The sequence below is a fragment of the Saccharopolyspora cebuensis genome, assembly GCF_039542665.1.
GTDB classification, from domain to species: Bacteria; Actinomycetota; Actinomycetes; order Mycobacteriales; family Pseudonocardiaceae; genus Saccharopolyspora; species Saccharopolyspora cebuensis.
In genome coordinates this window covers 593,368-614,788 of record NZ_BAABII010000016.1, presented here as the reverse complement: position 1 = coordinate 614,788, position 21,421 = coordinate 593,368, and the positions used below count along the sequence as shown (strand labels likewise).

Genomic DNA, 21,421 nt, shown 5'->3' with positions numbered 1-21,421 from the left:
GGTCACGAGCGCTGTTCCCCGGTGATCTCGGCGACGACCCGCTCGCGGGTTGGTTCGTCGACCTCCGGCAGCCGGAAGCCGCTGCGCCGGATGTGCTCGACCAGCTCGTCCTCCGGTGCGACCCCGTGCCTGCGCAGGTAGTAGCCGACCGCGCCCGGCCAGATCCAGCTCCCGTCGGTGTGGAAGGTCAGCGGCACCGCGGCCTCCCCGGCCGGGTCCAGCCGGTCGGTGTCGAAGCTGCGCGCGGCCAGCACGATCGGGGCGCTCTCCAGGTAGGCCAGGAGCTGCTCGTGCAGCCCGGGTTCCACCGCGGGGCGCTGCGTGATGGGGCGGCCGTCGCGGTCGAAGACCGCCGCCGTGCGCAGCGACGGCTGCTGGTCGCCGGGATGCGGGGCGCCCGCCCGCTGGGCCAGCCATTCCGGGACGACCGAACCGGTGCGCGGGAAGCGGTGCAGCTCCTGGGCGTAGGCCTCGGCGGGCGGGGCGGAGCGCCACGCCGGTTCGTGGTCCCCGTTGAAGTCGACGGTGTAGCTGCCCGGGCGCTGCAACCGGTAGAGCGCGCTGACCCAGGTGCCCCGCTCCGGTTCGTACATGCCGGCGCGCAATCGGGTGAACAACGCCATGACGTCGCCGGGCGGGGCGATGGGGATCTCGGTGCCGTTGGGGGCCAGCAGCGACGCGACGAGCTCGCGGTGCGACCCCACCTGGCGGTACTCCACGTTCGCCGCCTGCCATCCCGGGGGGAGCGCGAGCGCGATCGTGCGGCCGATCTCCTGGATCAGCTGCTGTTGTGCTTCCTGGTCCAGCGATCCCGAATCGTGGGGTTGGCTCATGCCCTCATCCTCCCAGCCGCGCGCCGGGCGGGTGAACGGTTCCCCGAGAACGACGTGCCCGCCGAATCCTCGTCACGGTGGCTTCGGCCTGCGGTTACCCTCCGCAGTTTGAATGTCGTTCGGAAGTGTGAGCGCGGGCATTCCTCGACTCCATTTCGCGGCGGCGGCCACCCGTTGAGATGACGGTGAAATGTCCGAGCCGATGATTGTTGACAATCCTCGGAGCCGGGCCTTAGCTTCGAGCCATCCCACGACGGACCGCGGAGGTGACCATGCTGCGCATCCTCTTCGCCAGTACGCCCTCGCACCGCCGGCATTCCAGCCGGTGGCATCGCTGAACCGAATCCGCGCGTCGCGGTCGGACCCTCTCGAACCCAGAGCCGGCGGGCACTCGCCCGAGTCGGCTTGTTACGCGCACGGAAAGGAGGTTGGGCCGGTGGCACTCGTCGACCACGACCCGTTGCTGAAGGTGACCTGGACCGACCCGGTCACGGGCAAGAACGGCTATCTGGTGGTGCACAGCCTGGTTTCCGGTCTCGCCACGGGCGGAACCCGGATGCGGGCCGGCTGCACGCTGTCGGAAGTGGCGGACCTGGCGCGCGGCATGGCGCGCAAGACCGCGGTCTTCGGACTCCCGGTGGGCGGCGCCAAGGGCGGGATCGACTGCGATCCCAAGGACCCGGATGCCACCGGCGTGCTGCGCCGCTTCATCACGGCGATGCGCCCGTGGGTCGACACCCACTGGGTGACCGCCGAGGACCTCGGGGTGCCGCAGCACCTGATCGACGACATCTTCGCCGACCTCGGCCTGCACCAGTCGTACCACGCGGCGATCCGGCGCTCGCCGGACGTGGAGCGCACCCTCCGCCGGGTGCGGGCCGGGTTGAACGCCCCGGTGCCCGGCGGCCTGCTGCTCGGCGACGTCGTCGGCGGCTACGGCGTGGCGCAGAGCTGCCTCGGCGTCGTGCACGCCCGCGGCTGGAACCACGCCCGAACCGCCGTCGCGGTGCAGGGCGTGGGCACGATGGGCGGCGGCGCGGCCTACTACCTGCACGAGGCGGGGCTGAACGTGGTGGCGGTGGCCGACGCGGCGGGCACCCTGTACCACCCGGACGGCCTGGACGTGCCCGCGCTGCTCGACGCCCGCGACCGGTACGGCGAGATCGACCGCTCGCAGGTCCCCGCCGACGTGCTCCGGCTGCCGCGCGAGGCGGTGCTGGAGATCGAGGTGGACGTGCTCATCCCGGCGGCGATCTCCTACGCCATCACCCCGGACCGGGTGCCCGCGGTGGCCGCCCGGGTCGTCGTGGAGGCCGCCAACACCCCGGTGACCGAGGAGGCCGAGGAACTGCTCGCGGTGCGCGGCATCCCGGTGATCCCGGATTTCGTGGCCAACGCCGGGGCGGCGGCCTGGGCGTGGTGGCTGCTGCTGGGCCGCGTCGACGCCGACCCGGTGCTGTCCTTCCAGGTGCTGCGGGAGGAGATGCTGGCCAAGATCCCGCCGCTGCTGGCGGCCTGGGACGCCGAGCGCACCACGCCGCGACGGGCGGCGCTGGGCCTGGCCGACCGGCAGGCCGAGCAGAACCGGGTGGCCGAGCAGGAGGGCCGGGTCCTGCTCAGCATTCCCTGAACGGATCCCGCGAGTCGTTCCCGGCAGGGATGTGACCGGCGGCGATCGAGGTGTGACAACCCGCAACCGCAGTGCTAGCGTGGCGCTTGGTTGCAGTTTTGGTTGCCAGCAGTATGGAAAGCGCCTGCGGCGAACCGCAGGCGCTTTTTCCGTGCCGGGGGCCTCCTCGGGCCGGGTGATCAGTACCGCGACTCGGGGTCTGCGCAGTGTTGACCCCTGGCTACGACACACAGGAGCTACAGAGCATGACTACCGGTACCGTCAAGTGGTTCAACGCGGAGAAGGGCTACGGCTTCATCAAGCCGGACGACGGCGGCTCCGACGTTTTCGCCCACTACTCGGCGATCGACGCCACCGGTTTCCGCACGCTGGATGAGGACCAGCGGGTGGAGTTCGAGATCACCCAGGGGCAGAAGGGGCCGCAGGCGTCGCAGATCCGCGCCCTCTGAAACCCCCGCACTTACCGTTCGGCGGTGGAACGCGCTCGGCTCGGCGCGTTCCACCGCCGAACTTTCGCATTCACGGCACTTGTCCGTTTCTGTATTCAACAGAACGTCACGGTGATTTTCACTCTTCGGGGTGCGCGTTGCACCGGTAGGATTTCAGCCCGCTGCACATCGAGCACCGTGCGAGGTGGGAAGTGCCCTTGCGTGTCGTTGTCGCCGGTGCGTCCGGTGTGGTCGGTCGGACGTTGCTCCCGCTGCTGCGCGCCCGCGGCCATCACGTGACGGCGCTGGTCCGCCGATGTCCCGACCGGTCCTGCGCCGAGCAGGCCGACGAGGTCGTCACCGCCGACGTGCTGGACCTGGCGGCCCTGCGCGAGGCGCTGACCGCCGCCGCCCCGGACGTCGTGGTCGACCAGATCGCGGGGTTCGGCCCGGCCGGTCCGCACGACGCCGAGGCCGCGCGGCGGGCCGCCGACCGGCGCGCGGCCACCGCCGGGAACCTCGTGGTGGCCGCCGTCGCGGCCGGTGCCCGCAGGGTCGTCGCGCAGAGCACCGCCGCGGCCTACCGGCCGCACGGGCACGAGGTCCTCGACGAGGACGCGCCGCTGTGGACCGACGCCCCGGGCTGCTGGGGCGATCTGGTGCGCTCCATCGCCTCGGTCGAGGAGGCGGTGCTGACCTGCCCCGGCATCGAGGGCGTCGCGCTGCGCTACGGCGCGCTGTACGGTCCGGCCACCGAGTTCGCCCCGGGCGGCACGGTGCACGAGCAGGTGCGCGGCAGCGCGCTCCCGGTCGTCGGCGACGGGTTCGGCCTCACCTCGTTCACCCACCTCGACGACGCGGCGGGCGCCGTGCTGGAAGTCCTCGACGACATCGATCCCGGCGCCTACAACGTGGTCGACAACGAGCCCGCCGAGTGCGCGGAATGGCTGCCCGCCTACGCCCGGATGATCGGCTGCCCGGCACCGGTGTCGCTGACCGTGGAGCAGGCCGAGGCCCAGTTGGACTGGCTCACCGTGCACCGCCTCACCGAGCAGCGCGGCGCGACGAACTTCCGGCTCCGCGAGACCGTCGGCTGGCGCCCGGCCTGGCCCAGCTGGCGGGAGGGTTTCGCCGAGCTGCTGGGCCACTGGCCGGGCTGAGGGCGCGCGCTCAGCCGAAGACGGCGTCGTGGAGCAGCAGGACCGGGTGCACGGCCTCGGCGCCGGTGCCGTGCCCGATCTGCTGGCGGCAGGAGACGCCGGTGGCGGCGACGCGGGTGCCCGGCGCCGCGCCCTGCACCGCGGGGAACAGGCGTTGCCCGCCGATGCGCATCGACAGCTCGTAGTGCTCGGCCTCGAAGCCGAACGAGCCCGCCATCCCGCAGCACCCGGCGTCGAGCTCGGTGACGCGGGCGCCGGGCAGGTGGCGCAGCAGCTGAGCGGTCGCCGAGGTGCCCAGCACCGCCTTCTGGTGGCAGTGGGGGTGCAGCAGCACCTCCGCGCCGGGGTCCCCGGTCGGCCGCAGGGTGCCGTCCTCGAGCGCCTCGACCAGCAGTTCCTCCACCAGCCGGGCCTGCCCGCCGACGAGGGCGGCGCGCGAGTCCGGCAGGAGCTGCTGGTGCTCGTCGCGCAGCGTGCTGATGCAGGAGGGCTCGCAGCCCACGATCGGCACGCCGCGCTCGGCCTCGGGGGCCAGCGCGCGCACCAGCCGGGCGGCCTGCTTCTTCGCCGCGGGCAGCAGCCCCTTGGAGATCTGCGGGCGGGCGCAGCAGACCGACGATTCCAGGCGGACCCGCCACCCCGCGTGTTCGAGCAACCGGATCGCGGCCCGGGCGATCTCCGGTTCGGTGTGGCTGGTGAAGGAGTCGGCGAGGAACACCACCTCGCCCCGCGAACCGGGCGCGATGCCGTCGGCGACGGGCACCGCGGGGCGGCGTCGCCACCAGCGCAGCAGGTGGTCGCGGCGGAACTCCGGCAGCGGCCGGCGCCGGTGGATGCCCAGGAGGCGGTGCGCGGCCCGGCGCACCGGGGCGGGCCGGGTCAGCGCGGTGGACAGCGGCGCGGTCAGCGCGCCGAGCCGGTACAGCAGCCGGGTGGCGCCGAACAGCCGCGACCGCAGGTCCACGCCGTGCCGCTCGTGGTGGTGGGCGAGCGCCTCGCTCTTGAGGGTGGCCATGTCCACCGACATCGGGCACTCGTGCTTGCACGCCTTGCACTCCAGGCACAGGTCCAGCACCTCGGTGAGCCGCTCGTCGCCGAGCTCGTGCTGCGGATCCGGTGCCGACAGCGCCTTGACCAGGGCGTTGGCCCGGCCCCGGGTGGAGTGCTCCTCGTCGCGGGTGGCCATGAACGACGGGCACATCGCGCCGCCGGAGGTCTCGGGCTTGCGGCAGGCACCGATGCGCATGCAGCGGTCGGCCTCACCGCGCATCCCGCCGCGGTGCCCGAAGTCGAAGTGGGTGCGCAGCGCCGGCGCTACCGGCAGCGTCGGTTCGCGCAGGTTGTCGGTCATCGGCGGGGCGTCGACGATCTTGCCCGGGTTCATGATGCCGTCCGGGTCGAACAGCCGCTTGACCCGGCGCATCGCCTCGTAGACCTCCTCGCCGAAGATGGTGCGGTTGAACTCGCTGCGGGCGTAGCCGTCGCCGTGCTCGCTGGAGTTCACCCCGCCGTACTCCAGCGCGAGCGCGCAGACCTCCTCGGCGACCTGGCGCATGGTGCGCACCTGGTCCGGGCGGCTGAGGTCCATGAACGGCCGCACGTGCAGGCAGCCCGCCGAGGCGTGCCCGTAGAAGCCCGCGCGCAACCCGTGCCGGTCCAGGATCCCGGCGAACCGCGAGGTGTACTCCGCGAGGTGCTCGGGCGGGACGGCGGTGTCCTCGACGAAGGCGATGGAGCGCTCCCCGGGTTTGCCCGCGGCCATCAGCAGCCCGAGCCCGGCCTTGCGCAGCGCGCGCAGCGGGGCCAGTTCGGCTTCCTCCGTGGCCAGCTTGGTCGCGTAGCCGTGCCGCTCGGCCCGCCACGCCGACACCAGCTCCTCGGCGTCGTGGCGGGCCTGCTCCGGGGTGTCACCGTAGAACTCGGCGAACAGCAGCGCCTTCGGCTCGCCCTCCAGCGCGCCGAACAGGTGCCGGTGCTGCGGGGAGCGGCGCGCCAGGTCGAGGATGAACGCGTCCACCATCTCGATCGCCGCCGCCCCGCGGTGCATCGCGGTGTCGGTGGCGGCGATGGCGGCGGTGGTGGAGTCGAAGTGCCCGACGACCATCACCACCGACGCCGGTTTCGGGGTCAGCCGGACCACGGCTTCGGTGACGGTCACCAGGGTGCCTTCCGAGCCGACCGCGAACCTGGCCAGGTCGAACGGCCCGTCGGCCAGCCGGTCCAGCCGGTACCCGCCCGCCCGGCGCCAGAAGGTGTCCTGCTGCGCGGCGAGCGGACCGCGCACCGAGTCGACGATCCCGGGCAGCTCGCGGACGATCCGCCCCTCCAGACCGTCCACAGCGGACCGCGCGGCGCGTTCGTCCGGACCGAGTTCGCGCAGCGTCGCGGTGCTGCCGTCGGCGAGCACCACGTCGAGCTGCTCGACGTGGTCGATGGTCATGCCGTAGCGGGCGGAGCGGGAGCCGCAGGAGTTGTTGCCGATCATGCCGCCGAGGGTGGCGCGGTTGCTGGTGGAGGTGTCCGGGGCGAAGAACAGCCCGTGCGGTGCGGCGGCGCGGTTCAGCTCGTCCTGCACGAGCCCCGGTTGCACCCGCGCCCGCAGCGCGTCGGCGTCGAGCTCGACGAGCTCGTTGAGGTGCTTGCTGGTGTCCAGCACGACCGCCTCGCCGACCGTTTGTCCGCAGTGGCTGGTCCCGGCACCGCGCGGCAGCACCGCCACCCCGGCGTCCCGGCACAGCTCCACCGCGGTCGCGACGTCCCCGGCGTGCCGGGGGAACACGACGCCGAGCGGCCGGACCTGGTACATGCTCGCGTCGGTCGAGTACAGGTGCCGGGTGTAGTCGTCGAAGCGGACGTTGCCGTCGAGGCGGCGGCGCAGGACGTCGGCGAGGTGATCGGTGCGAGCGGGGGCGACGTGGACCACGGTTGCTCCTCTGCGGGGGCTTGAACCGACGCGGTGATGTGTCAAGGCTGGAGTGAGCTACTTGACATGATCGTGTGACGGTCTACAGAATTCAACAGCCGACGCTCAGGTTTTCGCATCCCGGAACACCCGCTGGAGGGCCGGATGTCCGTTGTCAGCAGTCGTCATTTCCTCCAGATCCCCGGACCCACGAACGTGCCCGATCGCGTGCTGCACGCCATCGCGCGCCCGACGATCGACCACCGCGGCCCCGAATTCGCGCGGCTGTTCCTGGACGTCCAGGAAGGCCTGCGGGACGTGCTGCGCACCGAGGGCGACGTGGTGGTCTACCCGTCGTCGGGCACCGGTGCCTGGGAAGCCGCCCTGGTCAACACCCTGTCGCCCGGCGACCGCGTGCTCATGTACGAGACCGGGCACTTCGCCGCGCTGTGGAGCGAACTGGCCGGACGGCTCGGGTTCGTCCCCGAGGTGCTGCCCGGGGACTGGCGCAGCGGCGCCGACCCGGGCGCGATCGAGCGCAGGCTCCTCGCCGACCGGGAGCACGAGATCAAGGCCGTCGCGGTGGTGCACAACGAAACGTCGACCGGCGTGACCACCGCGGTGCCCGAGATCCGGGCCGCCCTCGACCGCGCCGGTCATCCGGCGCTGCTGCTGGTCGACACCATCTCCTCGCTCGGCTCGCTGGACTACCGGCACGACGAGTGGGGCGTCGACGTCACCGTCGGCTGCTCCCAGAAGGGGCTGATGCTGCCGCCCGGGATCGGGCTCAACGCGGTCGGGCCCCGGGCGCGCCGGGCCGCTGAGCGGGCCCGGGCACCGCGCGGCTACTGGGACTGGGAACCGCTGCTCGAGGCCGGGCGGAAGGGCTTCTCCCCGTACACCCCGCCGACGAACCTGCTGTTCGGGCTGCGCGAGGCGCTGGCCATGCTGCGCGAGGAAGGGCTCGATGCGGTGGTCGCCCGGCACGACCGGCACGCCGAGGCCACCCGCGCCGCCGTCCGCGCGTGGGGCCTGGAGCTGCTGTGCCGCGAGGGGGCACCGGCGACCCGCTTCAGCAGCGCGCTCACCGCGGTGCTGATGCCCGACGGGCACGACGCCGACCGGTTCCGCGAGATCGTGCTGGCGCGCTTCGACATGTCGCTGGGCGCGGGCCTGTCCCGGTTGGCGGGCCGGGTGTTCCGGATCGGGCACCTCGGCGCCTTCAACGACCTCTCGCTGCTCGGCGCGCTCGGCGGCGTCGAAGCCGGGCTCCGCTCGGCCGGGGTGCCGCACCGCTCCGGCGGTGCGACGGCGGCGATCGCGGCGCTGGCCGATGTGGACGGTGCGGGGGCCGCCCATGTCGCCTGAGCTGATCTCGATCGTCGCGCTGGTGGCGATCTTCGTCATCACCGGGGTGTTCTCGGTGAACATGGGTGCGCTGGCGTTCGCCGCGGCGTTCCTGGTCGGCACCCTGGCCGGCGGGATGAGCTCGGACGACATCCTCGCCGGGTTCCCGGGCGACATCTTCATGGTGCTGGTCGGTGTCACGTACCTGTTCGCCATCGCCCGCGCCAACGGCACCATCGACTGGCTGGTCTACCAGTCCGTCCGCATGGTCAGCGGCAGGCTCCCGCTGATCCCGTGGGTGATGCTGGCGGTCTCCGGGCTGCTCACCGCGATCGGCGCGGTGCCCCCGGCCGCGGTGGCGATCATCGCCCCGGTGGCGATGGGTCTGGCGGTCAAGCACGGCATCTCGCCGCTGCTGATGTCGTTGATGGTCGTGCACGGCACGATGGTCGGCGGGTTCTCGCCGATCTCGGTGTTCGGCGTCATCGTCAACGGGGTGGTGCGCGGCAGCGATCTCGACGGCTCACCGCTGTTCCTGTTCTTCGGCAGCATGGTGGTGAACCTGGTGTTCGCCTTCGTCGCCTTCGTGGTCCTCGGCGGTCTCCGGTTGTCCCCGGCGGCCGACGGGGTGGCCGAGGAGGAGCGCGCGCTGGGCGCCGCGGTCGCCCCGGTCGCGCTGGACCGCGACCGGATCCTGACCCTGGTGGGCATCGGCACGATGGTGGTGCTCACCTTGTTCCTGGAGCTGGACATCGGGCTGGTCGCGATCACCGTGGCGGTGCTGCTGGGCCTGATCTCCCCGCGCGCGCACAAGGACGCGGTGGCGCACGTGACCTGGCCGACGGTGCTGCTGATCTGCGGTGTGCTCACCTACGTGAGCGTGCTCCAGGAGATCGGCACCATCGACTACGTCAGCCAGGCGGTCAGCAGCCTGGGCGTGCCGCTGCTCTCGGCGCTGCTGCTGTGCTACATCGGCGCGGTGGTCTCGGCCTTCGCCTCCTCGACCGGGCTGCTCGGGGCGCTGATCCCGCTGGCCGTCCCGCTGATGGCCGCCGGGCAGGTCGAGGTGGCGAGCATGGTGGCGGCGCTGGCCATCGCCTCGACGGTGGTCGACATCAGCCCGTTCTCCACCAGCGGTGCGATCATGCTGGCCAACTCCCAGGAGGACGACCGCGACCACGTCTTCCGCCGGTTGCTCGTCTACGGCGCGACGATGGTGGTGGTGACGCCGCTGGTGGTGTGGGGCGCGATGATCGTGCCCGGGCTCGGTTGAGCGCCGAGCGACGGGGACCACAGGTCGGGCCGGTGGGCAACGCGCCGTCCGGCGGATAGGTTCAGCGGCGGACCGTGCCGCCGGAGGCGGCTTGCTCGATTCCCGTAGGAAGTGCTGGCGATGACCACGACGGATGTGCACCCGCTGCGGGCGCTGCTGCCGGACGGGCGCGTGATCGACGACGCCGACGTGCTGGAGGCGCACCGCCGCGACCGCGCCACGTTCTGCCCGGCCGGTGCCCCGGCGGTGCTGGTCCGGCCGCGGAGCACCGAGGAGGTCGCGACCGCGCTGGCGTGGGCGCACGAGCACCGCGTGCCGGTGGTCCCGCAGGGCGCCCGCTCCGGGCTGTCCGGCGCGGCCAACGCCACCGACGGCTGCGTGCTGCTGTCGCTGGAGAAGATGGACCGCGTCCTGGAGATCGACGCCGAGGAGCAGCTCGCGGTCGTGCAGCCGGGGGTGGTCAACGGCGTGCTGGCCACCGCGGTGGCCGAGCACGGGCTGTTCTACCCGCCCGACCCGGGGTCGCGCTCGATCTCCACCATCGGCGGCAACGTCGCGACCAACGCGGGCGGCATGTGCTGCGTGAAGTACGGCGTCACCGGCGATTTCGTGCGGGGGCTGGAGGTCGTGCTGGCCGACGGCCGGATCCTGCGCACCGGGCGGCGGACCGCCAAGGGCGTGGCGGGCTACGACCTCACCCACCTGGTCGTCGGTTCGGAGGGCACCCTCGGGGTGGTGACCGAGGTGACCGTGGCGCTGCGGCCCGCCGCCGCGCAGCCGTTGACGGCCGTCGCGTTCTTCCCGACCGTCGGCGACGCCTGCCGCACCGTGGCCGGCTACCTCGGCGAGGGCTACCGCCCCTCGGTGCTGGAGTTCATGGACAGCCCGACCGTCGCCGCCGTGCAGCGGATCGCCGACCTCGGCTTCCCCGAGGGGATGGCCGCGATGCTCATCGTGCAGTCCGACCGGGGCGAGGCCGCACCGGCGGACCTGGCCGCGTTCGAGCGGGTGGCGCGCGGATTCGCCGCGTCCGACGTCGTGGTCGCCGACGACCCCGCCGAGGGCGAGCTGCTGATGCGGGCGCGGCGACTGGTCGGGGACGCCCACGAGAAGCTGGGGCGGGCGCTGCTGATCGACGACGTGTGCGTGCCGCGCAAGCACCTGGTGGAGCTCGTCGACGGACTGCACCGGATCGCGGGGGAGCACGGCGTCGAGGTGCTCTGCGCCGGGCACGCGGGCGACGGCAACATGCACCCGGTGGTCGCCTTCGACGAATCCGACGCCGAGGAGGCCGTGCGGGCGCAGCGGGCCTTCGACGCGATCATGGCGCTGGGCCTGGAGCTGGGCGGCACGATCACCGGTGAGCACGGCGTCGGCCACCTGAAGAAGCACTGGCTGGGTCGTGAGCTGGACCCCGCGGCGCTGTGGGCGCAGCGGGAGATCAAGCGGGCGCTGGACCCGCGCGGCATCCTCAACCCGGAACGGGTGCTGCCCGAGGGGTGAACGCGGGCGGGGGCGGCCACCCGCGCGGGTGGCCGCCCCCGCCCGGCGGCTCAGTCGTGCTCGTACTCCTCGTCGTCCGGCACGACCCGCTGCTGTTCGGCGAGGTCGGCCGGATCCACGTCCAGCGGCACCTCCGGCGCCGGGCCCTGCTCCTCCTCGACCGGGCCTTCGTCCTGGGCCTGCTCGACGGCGTCGCCTTCGGCGGATTCAGGGTTCATGCGTCCTCCCGTGTCCTCGCGAGCGGACCCGCACCCCGCCGGTGCGGGCGGGGCCGGGCGGGCTCCCGGCGCCACCGCCTTCGCGGGGTACCCACTCGCGGGCGTTCTCAGCACCCGCCCCGGAACTCACGCAGGGTGACGAGCACCGGTGCGCCCCCGGAGGTCCGCTCCGGGGGCGCACCCGACTCACCCGATGGACCGGCCCGCGTAGTCCGGCGGGGTGGTGACCAGCCCGGCGACCCGCTCGGCGATCGCCGCGGGCAGCGGGGTGGTGCCGCCGCGCTCGCCGTCGACGTGCAGGGCCATCAGCTCCTCGGTGGCCACCGGGGTGCCGTCCACGCTCATCTCGTGGCACAGCCGCAGCTTCTTCGGCCCGCTGCCGATCACCGCGCTGGTGACCACCAGCTCGGCGTCCGGGCCGACCTCGTGCAGGTACCGCACGTGCGCCTCGACGGTGTAGAGCGAGCAGCCGGTGCGGGACCGGTACTCGTGGTCCAGGCCGATCCGGTCCATCACCGCGTCGGTGGCGAAGCCGAAGACGAGCACGTAGTAGGCCTCGCTGAGGTGCCCGTTGTAGTCGATCCACTCCGGTCGCACCCGGCGCCGCAGCGGCTCGAACCCGGTCACCGCGCGCCCCGGACGGCCTCGACCGCGCGCAGCACCGCGATCACCGCCCGGTCCCGGTCGGCCACCAGCTCGGCGATGTCCCGCCCGTCGGAGGCCGTCTCGCAGCCCTCGACCATCCGGTCGCGCAGCTCGTCGGTGAGCTCCGGGGCCTCCAGCCGGGTCCACGGGGACTTCAGCGACGGCCCGAAGTGGTCGAGCATGTGCGCCATGCCGCCTTCGCCGCCGGCGAGGTGGAAGGTCAGGCAGGGGCCGAACAGCGGCCAGCGCAGTCCGGGGCCCTCGGTGATGGAGGAGTCGATCTGCTCCACCGTCGCCTCGCCGTTGGCCACCATGTGCAGGGCCTCGCGCCAGATCGCCTCCTGCAGCCGGTTGGCGATGAAGCCGGGCACCTCGCGGTCCATCGTGATCACCGACTTGCCCGCCACCTCGAAGAACGCCGAGGCCCAGTCCACGGCCCAGCGCTCCGTGCGCTCGCCGCCGACGACCTCCACCAGCGGGATGAGGTACGGCGGGTTGAACGGGTGCCCGACCACGAGCCGCTCCGGCCGGGTGCAGCCGGACTGCATCTCGGTCATGCCGTAGCCCGAGGTCGACGAGGAGATCACCACCCCGGGCGGGGTGGCCGCGTCGAGGCGGGCCAGCAGGTCCTGCTTGAGGCCCAGGTCCTCCGGTGCGCTCTCCTGCACGAACTCGGCGTCGGCGACCGCCTCCGGCAGCGTCGCGGCGATCGTCAGGTTCGCCCGGTCGGCACCGTCGGCCAGGCCGAGCTCGACCAGCGCGGGCCACGCCGCGTCGACCAGCCGGCGCAGCTTGGGCTCGAAGTCCGGCGCCGGGTCCCAGGCCGTGACCTGGTAGCCGCGCGCCAGGAAGTGCGCGACCCAGCCGCCGCCGATGACGCCCGCGCCGATGCAGGCGACGCGGCGGACCGCGGTGGGTTCGGGGGTTGCGTGCATCGTGTCCACTCCGTTCACCGCGCGGCCAGGCCGAGCTGCTCGCGGGCCTGCGCCGGCGACGCCACCGACATGCCCATGCCTTCGACGATGGTCACCGCGCGCTCGACGAGCTGCGCGTTGCTGGCCTTGACGCCCTTGCGCAGGTAGAGGTTGTCCTCCAGGCCGACCCGGACGTTGCCGCCGAGCGCGGCGGTCAGCCCGACCCAGCGGAGCTGGTCGCGGCCGAGCGCGAAGCTGGCCCAGTTCGCCCCCGCGGGCAGCATCCCGACCATCGCCTGCAGCAGCGCCGGGTTCGGCGGCGCGCCCCACGGGATGCCCGAGCAGAGCTGGAACAGCGGCGGCGCGTCGATCAGCCCCTCCTCGATCATCTTGTTGGCGAACCACAGGTTGCCGGTGTCGAAGATCTCCAGCTCCGGGCGCACCCCGAGCTCCTGGATCCGCTTGGCCCCGGCGCGCAGCATGTCCGGGGTGGAGATGTAGAGCTGGCTGCCGTCGCCGAAGTTCAGCGAGCCGCAGTCGATCGTGCAGATGTCCGGCAGCAGCTCCTCCACGTGCGGCAGCCGCTCCAGCCCGCCGACCAGGTCGGTGCCGTCCACCGGCTTGAGCGGGTCCTCCTGGTCGATCACCAGGTCACCGCCCATCCCGGCGGTGAGGTTGATGACCACGTCGATGCCGGTTTCCTTGATCCGCTCGACGACCTCCCGGTACAGCGCGACCTCGCGCGAACCCTGCCCGGTCTCCACGTTGCGGACGTGGATGTGCACCACGGCCGCGCCGGCCTCGTGCGCCGCGACGGCGTCCCGGGCGATCTGCTCGGGGCTGACCGGGACGAACTCGCTCTTGCCGGTGGTGTCCGCGGCGCCGGTCAGCGCCGCGGTGATGATCACGTCGTTGGCCACGTGGTATTCCCTTCGGTCGTGCGCAGGACTTCGCGCTGGATGAACTCGTGCAGCACCCGCCGCATCCGCTCCACCGAGCGACCGGGTCGCCCGGCGAGCACCTGGATGCCCAGCCCGTCGATGAGCGCGGTCAGCGTCACCGCGAGCTCCTCGGCGTCGCGGTCGGTGAACACGCCCTGCCGCTGGCCTTCCCGGAGGGTCCGGGCGATGGTGTCGTGCCAGCGCGCGTAGGAGTCGCTGTGCAGCACCCGCAGGTCCGGGTCGAGAGCGCTCTCGTTCCAGACCTGCAACCAGATCGACCACTCCTGGCGCAGCCGCCCCTGGGCGGGGAGCTGGAGCTCGACCAACCGCAGCAGCCGCTCGTGCGCGTCGTCGATGCTGTGCAGCTCGGCGACCTGGCGGTCGAAGGCCAACCGGACCGAGTACCGCAGGGTCTCGGTCAGCAGGTCGCCGCGGGCGGGGAAGTGGTAGTGGATGGTGGCCGCGCTGGTGCCGCAGGCGCGGGCCACGTCCGCCACCCGGACGGCGTGGTACCCGCGCTCGGCGACCAGCCGCCAGGTCGCGTCCAGGATCTGCTGGTAGCGGCCGGTGCTGTCGCGATCGCCGGAGCGGGCGGTGCGCTGCGGCACCGCGACCGCCGTCCCGGGGTCGTCCTCGGTCCCGCTGAGCAGCCACTGCACCGTCACGCCGGTGGCCCCGGCGATCCGGGTCAGCTCCGCAGCGGTGAAGCGGCGGGTGCCGCTCAGCGATTTGGACAGCTTGGTCTGTTCCATCCCGATCAGCTCGGCGAACTCGCGCTGGCTCCCCGGGTGCTCGCGCAGCAGGGCGCGGACGCGGCCGGACAGGTCGGTGTCGTGCACGTCGGGAACCCTAGCAGGGCGTTGCGATAATCGCAATGATCGCCCGGGTTGATGCGGCGACGGGTGTCCGTACTCGCAGGTGCGGTCCGTTTTGTGCGCTGCGCTGCTGACCGTCGCGTCGGTCAATCGCAAGGGGTGGGGGATGCATTCGGCCCGGCGTCGTGCTGAGCTGATCGCAGGACCGGAACGGAGGTGGCGGCGTGGCGGAGGCTACCGAGGCACCGCACCGGTGGCGGGTGCTGGCGCTCTGCCTGGCCGCCGGGTTCATGACGCTGCTCGACGTGAGCATCGTCAACGTGGCGCTGCCGTCGATCCAGCACGGGCTCGAGGCCCCCAGCGCCGCGCTGGCCTGGGTGGTGTCCGGGTACGCCCTGGCGTTCGGCCTGGTCCTGGTGCCCGCCGGGCGCCTCGGGGACGACCGCGGCCGGGCCCGGATGTTCCTGTTCGCGCTGGTCGCCTTCACCGCGGCCAGCGCGCTGGCCGGATTCGCCCAGGGCCCGGTGTGGCTGGTGGTGGCCCGCCTGGTGCAGGGGATGGCGGCGGGTCTGCTCAACCCGCAGGTGCTCGGCCTGATCCAGCAGCTGTTCCGGGGCCGGGAACGCGGCCGGGCGTTCGGGCTGTTCGGCACCGTGGTCGGCGTCTCCACCGCGATCGGGCCGCTGCTCGGCGGGGCGATCATCGAGCTGGCCGGCGACGTGCACGGGTGGCGGTGGGTGTTCTTCGTCAACGTGCCCATCGGCCTGCTGGCGCTCGGGTTCGGGATCAAGGTGCTGCCCGCCGACGTGCCGAGCGGGCGCGCCCGCAGCCTGGACCTGCCCGGCGTCGCGCTGCTGGCCGCCGGACTGCTGTGCCTCCTCCTGCCGCTGGTGCAGCAGGAGAGCGGGGACGCCCAGTGGTACCTGCTGCCCTTCTCGCCGCTGCTGCTGGCCGCCTTCGCCGGCTGGGAGCGCTGGTACGCCCGCCGCGGCCACGCCCCGCTGGTGGACCTGCGCCTGCTGCGGATCCGCAGCTACTCGTTCGGCGCCTCGCTGGCGCTGTTCTACTTCGCCGGGTTCACCAGCATCTTCTTCGTGCTGGCGGTGTACTTCCAGCGCGGACTGGACTACTCGGCCCTGCAAGCGGGCCTGGCGCTGACCCCGTTCGCCGTCGGCTCGGCGGTCTCCGCCGCGCTCAGCGGCCGGTGGGTCAACCGGTTCGGCCGGAAGCTGGTGGTCGGCGGGCTGGTCACCGCGCTGCTGGGGCTGGTGGCCACCGACCTGCTGCTCGTGGTGCACACCGGGCCGCTGACCGGCCTGGTCATCGCCCCGGCGATGCTCGTGGCGGGGCTGGGCAGCGGGCTGGTCATCTCGCCGAACCAGACGGTCACCCTCAGCGAGGTCGACGTGGCGGGCGGCAGCACCGCGGCCGGGGTGCAGCAGACCGGGCAGCGGATCGGCACGGCCCTCGGCACCGCGGCGGCCTCCGGCCTGTTCTTCGGCACCCTGCCCGAGGGCGGTTACGACGCCGCCATCACGCTCGGCCTGGTGGTCTCGGTCGGCTTCGTCGCCATCGCGCTGGTGATCGGGATCGTCGAACTGCTGCTGCCCGGCCCGGTGCCGGGCCGCCAGGAGTGAGTCAGGACCCGCCGCGCCGGGCGAGCAGGGCGTGCCTGCGGCCGTAGCCGAAGTACAGCGCGAAGCCGATCAGCAGCCACGCGGCGAACCGCAGCCAGGTGATCACGTCCAGGTTGGACATCAGGTACAGGCAGGCCGCCGCCGTGAGCACCGGCAGCACCGGGGACAGCGGCATCCGGAACGGGCGCTCCACCTGGGGCTGGGTGCGGCGCAGCACCGGCACCGCCAACGCGACGATGAAGAACCCGGACAGCGCGCCGATGCTGACCATGTCGGCCAGCTCGGAGATCGGGACGAAACCGGCGAGCAGCATGATCAGCACCGCGCCGGCGATGGTCATCCGGTGCGGCGTCCCCCACTTCGGGTGCACCTGGGAGAGCCGGGGCGGCAGCAGCCCGTCGCGGCTCATCGCGAACCCGATCCGGCCGATGGTCACCAGCTCGACCATCATCACCGAGGTCAGGCCGGTGATCGCCCCCAGCGACACCAGCACCGCCACCCACGGCTGGCCGACCGACTGGAAGGCCGCGGCCAGCGGGGCGCCCTCGTCGATCTGCCGGTAGTCGACCATCGCGGTGAGCACGAAGGACACGCCCACGTACAGCAGCGTGCACACCACCAGGCTGCCCAGCAGCCCGACGGGCAGGTCGCGGCGGGGGTTGCGGGTCTCCTCCCCGAGGTTGGCCAGCGCCTCGAACCCGGTGTAGGCGAAGAACACGATGGCGGCGGCGGTCAGGATGCCGCCGAAGCCGTAGACCGACTGCTCCATGCCCAGCAGCGCCTGCACCAGCGGTTGTTCGAGCGCGGTGGCGCTGGGCGCGGCGGGTTGGGTGGGCGGGACGAACGGGTCCAGGTTGGCGCCCCGGACGAAGAACAGCCCGGCGACCACGACGAGCACCGACACCGCGACCTTGATCACCACCAGCGCGTTGGTCACCCACGCGGACTCCCGGATGCCCGCCACCGCGACCGCGGTGAGCAGCGCGATGATGACCATGGCGCCGACGTTGACCGCGGCGTCCTCGCCGAACCACTCCGGCGGCAGGTCCAGCAGGTTCGCGACGTAACCGGACCAGCTCCGCGAGACCACCGCGGCGCCGAGCGCGAACTCCAGCAGCAGGTCCCAGCCGATGATCCAGGCGAAGATCTCGCCGAGCGAGGTGTAGGCGTAGGTGTAGGCGCTGCCCGCGGTGGGCACCGCCGAGGCCAGTTCCGCGTAGCACAGCGCGGCGAGCGCGGCCACCACGCCGCCGATCACGAAGGACAGCACCACGGCCGGGCCGGCGTGCTGCTTGGCCTCGATCCCGGTCAGCGTGAAGATGCCCGACCCGATGATGATGCCGATGCCGAAGCCGACGAGGTCCTTCCCGGTGAGCCGGCGCACCAGGTTCCCGCGCCGGCCCCGGTCCAGCACCTCGTCGACGGGCAGCTTCCGCAGCACGCTCATGGTGCCGCGCCGCAGGGGACGACGCCCCGCCCCGACGGCTCGGGCGGGGGATGGCCGCGCGGCGCTGCGCCGCTCACGCCGGGACCGAATCGGTCTGGCGGTCGAAGATGCGGTGCTCGCCGACCGCCGCGCAGAACTCGTCGAGGAAGCTCTGCGGCAGCTCCCCGCTGTCGGCGGTGACGAAGACGCCGAGGTGGGAGTTCACCCCCCGCGCGTCACCCGCGGGCGGCAGCTCCGTCGCCCCGGAGCGGCGCAGCAGCTCGGTGCCCGCGCTGCTCACCGCCACCGGCTTGGCGTGCTTGTAGGCCTCGGCGACGAAGTGCACCGCGTAACCGTCGGCGAGCAGCGTCGCGGCGCTGTCCGTGCCGCCCGGCACGATCACCGCGTCGTAGACCACCGAGGCCATCGTGTTGATGGCGGCGTCCACGGACACCTCGTCGTTGCCGGTGCGGACCACGCCCTCGGTGGGCGCCAGCACCTCGGCGGTCGCGCCCCGCTCGGCCAGGCCGCGCCGGATCTGCTCGACCTCACCGCCGTTGACCCCGTCGGCGACGAGCACGGCGACCTTGCGGGTGGCAGCGGTGCCGGTGACCGAGTTCGCCTGGCTCAGCGCCGGCGAGCTCTTCCCGTGGTTGGCCGTCTCCTCCGGCGGGGCGGACAGGCCCAGGCCCTCGGCCACCCGCACCGCGAGCTCGTGGTCGACCCGGTTGAGCTGCTGCACCACGCCTTCCCGGACGTGGGTGTGGTCGACCTTGCCGAGCTCGAAGCGGAACGCGCCGACGATGTGCTCCTTCTCCCAGGACGACATGCTGTTCCAGAACAGGGTCGCCTGGCTGTAGTAGTCCTTGAAGCTCTCGCTGCGCTCGCGGATCTTGTGGCCCGCGACCTTCTCCTGGTAGTGCTGGAAGACGTCCTGATCGGCTCCGGCCACCATCGGGCACCCGCCGGAGATGCTGTTCTTGTAGTAGCTGGTGCGCCCCCGGTGGATCTGCTGCTGGCCGAAGCCGTCGCGCTGGTTGTTGGCCACCGCCGCGATCGGCCGGTTGATCGGCAGCTGCGCGAAGTTCGGCCCGCCCAGCCGGATGAGCTGGGTGTCCAGGTAGGAGAAGTTGCGCGCCTGCAGCAGCGGGTCGTTGGTGAAGTCGATGCCCGGCACCACGTTGGCGGTGTGGAAGGCGATCTGCTCGGTCTCGGCGAAGAAGTTCTCCGGGTTGCGGTCGAGCACCATCCGGCCCACCGGCCGCACCGGCACCTCCTCCTCCGGGATGATCTTCGTCGGGTCCAGCAGGTCGAAGTCGAAGTCGTGCTCGCGGGACTCCTCGACGAGCTGCACGCCCAGCTCCCACTCCGGGTACTGCCCGGCCTCGATCGCGTCCCACAGGTCGCGCCGGTTGTAGTCGGGGTCCTTGCCCGCGATCTTCTGGCACTCGTCCCAGACCAGCGAGTGCGTGCCCAGCATCGGCTTCCAGTGGAACTTCACGAAGATGCCCTTGCCCTCGCGGTTGACCAGCCGGAAGGTGTGCACCCCGAAGCCCTGCATCATGCGGTAGCTGCGCGGGATCGCCCGGTCCGACATCAGCCACATCATCATGTGCATCGTCTCGGGCTGGAGCTGGACGAAGTCCCACAGCGTGTCGTGCGCCGACTGGGCCTGCGGGATCTCGTTGTGCGGCTCGGGTTTGACCGCGTGCACGAAGTCGGGGAACTTGATGCCGTCGTGGATGAAGAACACCGGCATGTTGTTGGCGACCAGGTCGTAGTTGCCCTGCTCGGTGTAGAACTTGGTGGCGAAGCCGCGCACGTCGCGCACCGTGTCGGCCGAGCCCCGCGAACCGGCCACCGTGGAGAACCGCACGAAGACCTCGGTCCGCACGTCCGGGTCGGACAGGAAGCGGGCGGCGGTGTGCTCGGCGAGCCAGCCGTCGTAGGGCTGGAAGTGCCCGTAGGCCCCGGCGCCCCGCGCGTGCACCACCCGCTCCGGGATCCGCTCGTGGTCGAAGTGGGTGATCTTCTCCCGCGCGTGGAAGTCCTCCAGCAGCGTGGGGCCCCGCTCGCCGACCGACAACGAGTCGTCGGTGCTGTCCACCCGGACGCCCTGCTGGGTGGTGAGGTAGTTCTCGTCCAAGTCCTTGCGGACGCCGTCGAGCTGTTCCTGCTTGCGGTCGGCTGCCATCTCCGCTGTCCCCTCGAATCGGCTGCGGGTCAGCTCAGGTGTTCCCGCCGTGGTCGATGACTATGCCGACGTGGTGACGTTTCCGCCCGATGGTCGCGCCGGCCGCCCCGGCACCGCGGCCGCTGGCGCCCTCAGCCGAACCAGGGGAGCTGGCCGACCAGGCCCGGGGCGCCCGCGACCAGCAGGAAGTGCAGCGCGCGCCCGGCCAGGGCAGCGCCGAGGAAGCCGAGCACCGGCAGGCCCGCGGCCCCGGAGAGCAGGCACATCAGGGTGAACGGGGGGATCCCCGGGATCGCGCTGAGGAACAGCACGCCCAGGCCCCACCACGGCTGCTGCCGGGTGCGCCGCTGGAAGGTGTCGAACCAGCGCGCCCAGCGGCCGGTCCGCTCCTTCTCGGCCATCCGGGAGAGCCGGTTGCCGAGGCTGAGGCCGCCGCGCCCGGCGAGGTAGAACACCGACTTGCCCGCGAGCTGGCCGACCGCCGCGGCCAGGCCCATCGCCCACCAGTTCAGCCCGTCGACGGTGGAGAGCACGCCGAGCAGGTACAGCTCGATGTTGACCACCGGGAACACGGCGCCGAGCGCGGCGGTGCCCGCGGTGGTCAGCAGCCACTCGATCACCGGGCCGCCTCCGGGTGCTGCGGGCGGCGTCGGGCGGTCACGGCGGGCAACTCCGGAGGTCGGCGGGGGACGGGGCCGACCGAGGGTAGCTCATCGCTGGTCGGCGTCGGCGTCCCAGCTCAGCAGCCGGACCCGGCTGACCGTGCGCAGGTGCCTGCGCATCGCGCTGACCGCCGCCTTCGGGTCGCCCGCCCGGATCGCCTCGGCGATCCGCTCGTGCTGGGCCAGCGACCGGGCGGGACGGCGCGGTTGGCGCAACGACTCCTGGCGGCTCTCGGCGATCTCGGCGGCGATGGTGCGCATGAACTCGGCGAGCAGCCCGCTGCGGCCCGCGGCGGTGATCGCGGCGTGGAACCGGCGGTCGCCGTCCACGCCCAGCCCGCCGTCGGCGATCTCCCGGCGCATGTCCGCCAGTGCCGCGTCGATCTCGGCGAGGTCCTCGTCGGTGCGGCGCCGCGCCGCGAGGTCGGCCAGTTTGGTCTCCAGCGCCTCCCGGGCCTCGAGCACCTCGGGGAGGCGCCGCTGGCGGGCGACCAGCTCCTCGACCGGCTCGGTGTCCAGCGAGGCGCGGCGCAGGTAGCTGCCGCCGCCGTGGCGGACCTCGACGAGGCCTTGGACCTCCAGCACCACCAGCGCCTGCTTCACCGACGCCCGGCTGACCCCGAGCCGTTCGGCGAGCTCGCGCTCCGGCGGCAACCGGTCCCCGACGTCGAGCCCGCGTTCCCGCACGTGCTCGCGGAGCCGGGCCACGACCTGCTCGTACAGGCGCGATCGGGACAGCGGGCGCAGCGCTTCGGGCACGGGTACCTCCGGACGGACGGCGGAGGCCAGGCTAGCACCGGCGGGGAGGTCGAGTGGCTGAGCCAATTCGGCCTTGACGCGGTGCGCCGACCCCGGCAAAGGTGGATCCCACCGGTCGCCGACCGCACCAGCGG

Annotated in this window: 18 protein-coding genes; 7 read left to right on the top strand and 11 right to left on the bottom strand. The window is 72.6% G+C overall.

Annotated elements, in window-relative coordinates; all coding sequences use genetic code 11:
* Nucleotides 1-2 precede the first annotated feature (2 nt).
* Nucleotides 3-833 carry a hypothetical protein gene (locus tag ABD976_RS23070; protein WP_345366590.1) on the bottom strand — a complete coding sequence of 277 codons (831 nt, stop codon included), beginning with the start codon at nt 831-833 and terminating at the stop codon, nt 3-5.
* Nucleotides 834-1,269: 436 nt separating this feature from the next.
* Between ABD976_RS23070 and ABD976_RS23065 the strand changes: the two genes are divergently transcribed.
* The 3 genes from ABD976_RS23065 to ABD976_RS23055 all read left to right on the top strand — a co-directional run bounded on the left by ABD976_RS23065 (nt 1,270) and on the right by ABD976_RS23055 (nt 4,051).
* Nucleotides 1,270-2,463 carry a Glu/Leu/Phe/Val dehydrogenase dimerization domain-containing protein gene (locus ABD976_RS23065; RefSeq protein ID WP_345366588.1) on the top strand — a complete coding sequence of 398 codons (1,194 nt, stop codon included), beginning with the start codon at nt 1,270-1,272 and terminating at the stop codon, nt 2,461-2,463.
* Nucleotides 2,464-2,708: 245 nt separating this feature from the next.
* On the top strand, nt 2,709-2,912 hold the full coding sequence (locus ABD976_RS23060; protein ID WP_345366586.1) for a cold-shock protein: 204 nt from the start codon (nt 2,709-2,711) through the stop codon (nt 2,910-2,912).
* A 197-nt stretch (nt 2,913-3,109) separates the two neighbouring features.
* Nucleotides 3,110-4,051 carry an NAD-dependent epimerase/dehydratase family protein gene (locus tag ABD976_RS23055; protein ID WP_369774601.1) on the top strand — a complete coding sequence of 314 codons (942 nt, stop codon included), beginning with the start codon at nt 3,110-3,112 and terminating at the stop codon, nt 4,049-4,051.
* Nucleotides 4,052-4,061: 10 nt separating this feature from the next.
* On the opposite strand, the gene ABD976_RS23050 is transcribed toward ABD976_RS23055, so the two are convergent.
* Nucleotides 4,062-6,974, bottom strand: a complete 2,913-nt coding sequence (locus tag ABD976_RS23050) for an FAD-binding and (Fe-S)-binding domain-containing protein (RefSeq protein WP_345366582.1) — start codon at nt 6,972-6,974, stop codon at nt 4,062-4,064.
* Nucleotides 6,975-7,118: 144 nt separating this feature from the next.
* Between ABD976_RS23050 and ABD976_RS23045 the strand changes: the two genes are divergently transcribed.
* From ABD976_RS23045 to ABD976_RS23035, 3 genes are all read left to right on the top strand, one after another.
* A complete protein-coding gene (locus tag ABD976_RS23045; protein ID WP_345366580.1) occupies nt 7,119-8,321 on the top strand; it encodes a pyridoxal-phosphate-dependent aminotransferase family protein in 1,203 nt (400 codons plus the stop codon).
* Entirely contained in the window at nt 8,311-9,573 is a 1,263-nt protein-coding gene (locus ABD976_RS23040) for an SLC13 family permease (RefSeq protein WP_345366578.1), read from the top strand. Before ABD976_RS23045 ends, ABD976_RS23040 begins: the two co-directional genes overlap by 11 nt.
* A gap of 120 nt (nt 9,574-9,693) precedes the next feature.
* Nucleotides 9,694-11,076, top strand: a complete 1,383-nt coding sequence (locus tag ABD976_RS23035; protein WP_345366576.1) for an FAD-binding oxidoreductase — start codon at nt 9,694-9,696, stop codon at nt 11,074-11,076.
* Between the two features lie 50 nt (nt 11,077-11,126).
* Here the strand turns inward: ABD976_RS23035 and ABD976_RS23030 are convergent, their stop codons facing one another.
* The 5 genes from ABD976_RS23030 to ABD976_RS23010 form a co-directional block, all read right to left on the bottom strand.
* On the bottom strand, nt 11,127-11,294 hold the full coding sequence (locus tag ABD976_RS23030) for a hypothetical protein (RefSeq protein ID WP_345366574.1): 168 nt from the start codon (nt 11,292-11,294) through the stop codon (nt 11,127-11,129).
* 186 nt (nt 11,295-11,480) lie between these two features.
* Entirely contained in the window at nt 11,481-11,921 is a 441-nt protein-coding gene (locus ABD976_RS23025) for a thioesterase family protein (protein ID WP_345366572.1), read from the bottom strand.
* Nucleotides 11,918-12,874: a 3-hydroxyacyl-CoA dehydrogenase NAD-binding domain-containing protein gene (locus ABD976_RS23020; RefSeq protein ID WP_345366570.1), complete on the bottom strand. Its 957-nt coding sequence runs from the start codon at nt 12,872-12,874 to the stop codon at nt 11,918-11,920. The genes ABD976_RS23025 and ABD976_RS23020 overlap by 4 nt, the downstream gene beginning before the upstream one ends.
* Nucleotides 12,875-12,888: 14 nt before the next feature.
* The gene (locus tag ABD976_RS23015; RefSeq protein ID WP_345366568.1) at nt 12,889-13,773 is read right to left on the bottom strand and encodes a beta-keto acid cleavage family enzyme; all 885 of its coding nucleotides are present in this window, start codon (nt 13,771-13,773) and stop codon (nt 12,889-12,891) included.
* On the bottom strand, nt 13,758-14,546 hold the full coding sequence (locus ABD976_RS23010; protein ID WP_369774621.1) for a TetR/AcrR family transcriptional regulator: 789 nt from the start codon (nt 14,544-14,546) through the stop codon (nt 13,758-13,760). Before ABD976_RS23010 ends, ABD976_RS23015 begins: the two co-directional genes overlap by 16 nt.
* Before the next feature lie 287 nt (nt 14,547-14,833).
* Here ABD976_RS23010 and ABD976_RS23005 point away from each other — a divergent pair, with 287 nt between their 5' ends.
* Nucleotides 14,834-16,246, top strand: a complete 1,413-nt coding sequence (locus ABD976_RS23005) for an MFS transporter (RefSeq protein WP_345366564.1) — start codon at nt 14,834-14,836, stop codon at nt 16,244-16,246.
* A 1-nt stretch (nt 16,247) separates the two neighbouring features.
* On the opposite strand, the gene ABD976_RS23000 is transcribed toward ABD976_RS23005, so the two are convergent.
* The 4 genes from ABD976_RS23000 to ABD976_RS22985 form a co-directional block, all read right to left on the bottom strand.
* Nucleotides 16,248-17,693: an amino acid permease gene (locus ABD976_RS23000; protein ID WP_345366562.1), complete on the bottom strand. Its 1,446-nt coding sequence runs from the start codon at nt 17,691-17,693 to the stop codon at nt 16,248-16,250.
* 73 nt (nt 17,694-17,766) lie between these two features.
* Entirely contained in the window at nt 17,767-19,866 is a 2,100-nt protein-coding gene (locus tag ABD976_RS22995; protein ID WP_345366560.1) for a catalase, read from the bottom strand.
* Nucleotides 19,867-19,997: 131 nt separating this feature from the next.
* Nucleotides 19,998-20,486, bottom strand: coding sequence for a VTT domain-containing protein (locus ABD976_RS22990; RefSeq protein ID WP_345366558.1), 489 nt, complete (start codon nt 20,484-20,486; stop codon nt 19,998-20,000).
* Nucleotides 20,487-20,576: 90 nt separating this feature from the next.
* Nucleotides 20,577-21,287: a FadR/GntR family transcriptional regulator gene (locus ABD976_RS22985; RefSeq protein WP_345366556.1), complete on the bottom strand. Its 711-nt coding sequence runs from the start codon at nt 21,285-21,287 to the stop codon at nt 20,577-20,579.
* Nucleotides 21,288-21,421: the final 134 nt, after the last annotated feature.

What these genes read in the sequence shown, in the direction of transcription:
- ABD976_RS23070 (WP_345366590.1), bottom strand. Translation starts at nt 833, where the DNA reads ATGAGCCAACCCCACGATTCGGGATCGCTGGACCAGGAAGCACAACAG.
- ABD976_RS23060 (WP_345366586.1), top strand. Translation starts at nt 2,709, where the DNA reads ATGACTACCGGTACCGTCAAGTGGTTCAACGCGGAGAAGGGCTACGGC.
- ABD976_RS23045 (WP_345366580.1), top strand. Translation starts at nt 7,119, where the DNA reads ATGTCCGTTGTCAGCAGTCGTCATTTCCTCCAGATCCCCGGACCCACG.
- ABD976_RS23040 (WP_345366578.1), top strand. Translation starts at nt 8,311, where the DNA reads ATGTCGCCTGAGCTGATCTCGATCGTCGCGCTGGTGGCGATCTTCGTC.
- ABD976_RS23035 (WP_345366576.1), top strand. Translation starts at nt 9,694, where the DNA reads ATGACCACGACGGATGTGCACCCGCTGCGGGCGCTGCTGCCGGACGGG.
- ABD976_RS23030 (WP_345366574.1), bottom strand. Translation starts at nt 11,294, where the DNA reads ATGAACCCTGAATCCGCCGAAGGCGACGCCGTCGAGCAGGCCCAGGAC.
- ABD976_RS23020 (WP_345366570.1), bottom strand. Translation starts at nt 12,874, where the DNA reads ATGCACGCAACCCCCGAACCCACCGCGGTCCGCCGCGTCGCCTGCATC.
- ABD976_RS23010 (WP_369774621.1), bottom strand. Translation starts at nt 14,546, where the DNA reads ATGGAACAGACCAAGCTGTCCAAATCGCTGAGCGGCACCCGCCGCTTC.
- ABD976_RS23000 (WP_345366562.1), bottom strand. Translation starts at nt 17,693, where the DNA reads ATGAGCGTGCTGCGGAAGCTGCCCGTCGACGAGGTGCTGGACCGGGGC.
- ABD976_RS22995 (WP_345366560.1), bottom strand. Translation starts at nt 19,866, where the DNA reads ATGGCAGCCGACCGCAAGCAGGAACAGCTCGACGGCGTCCGCAAGGAC.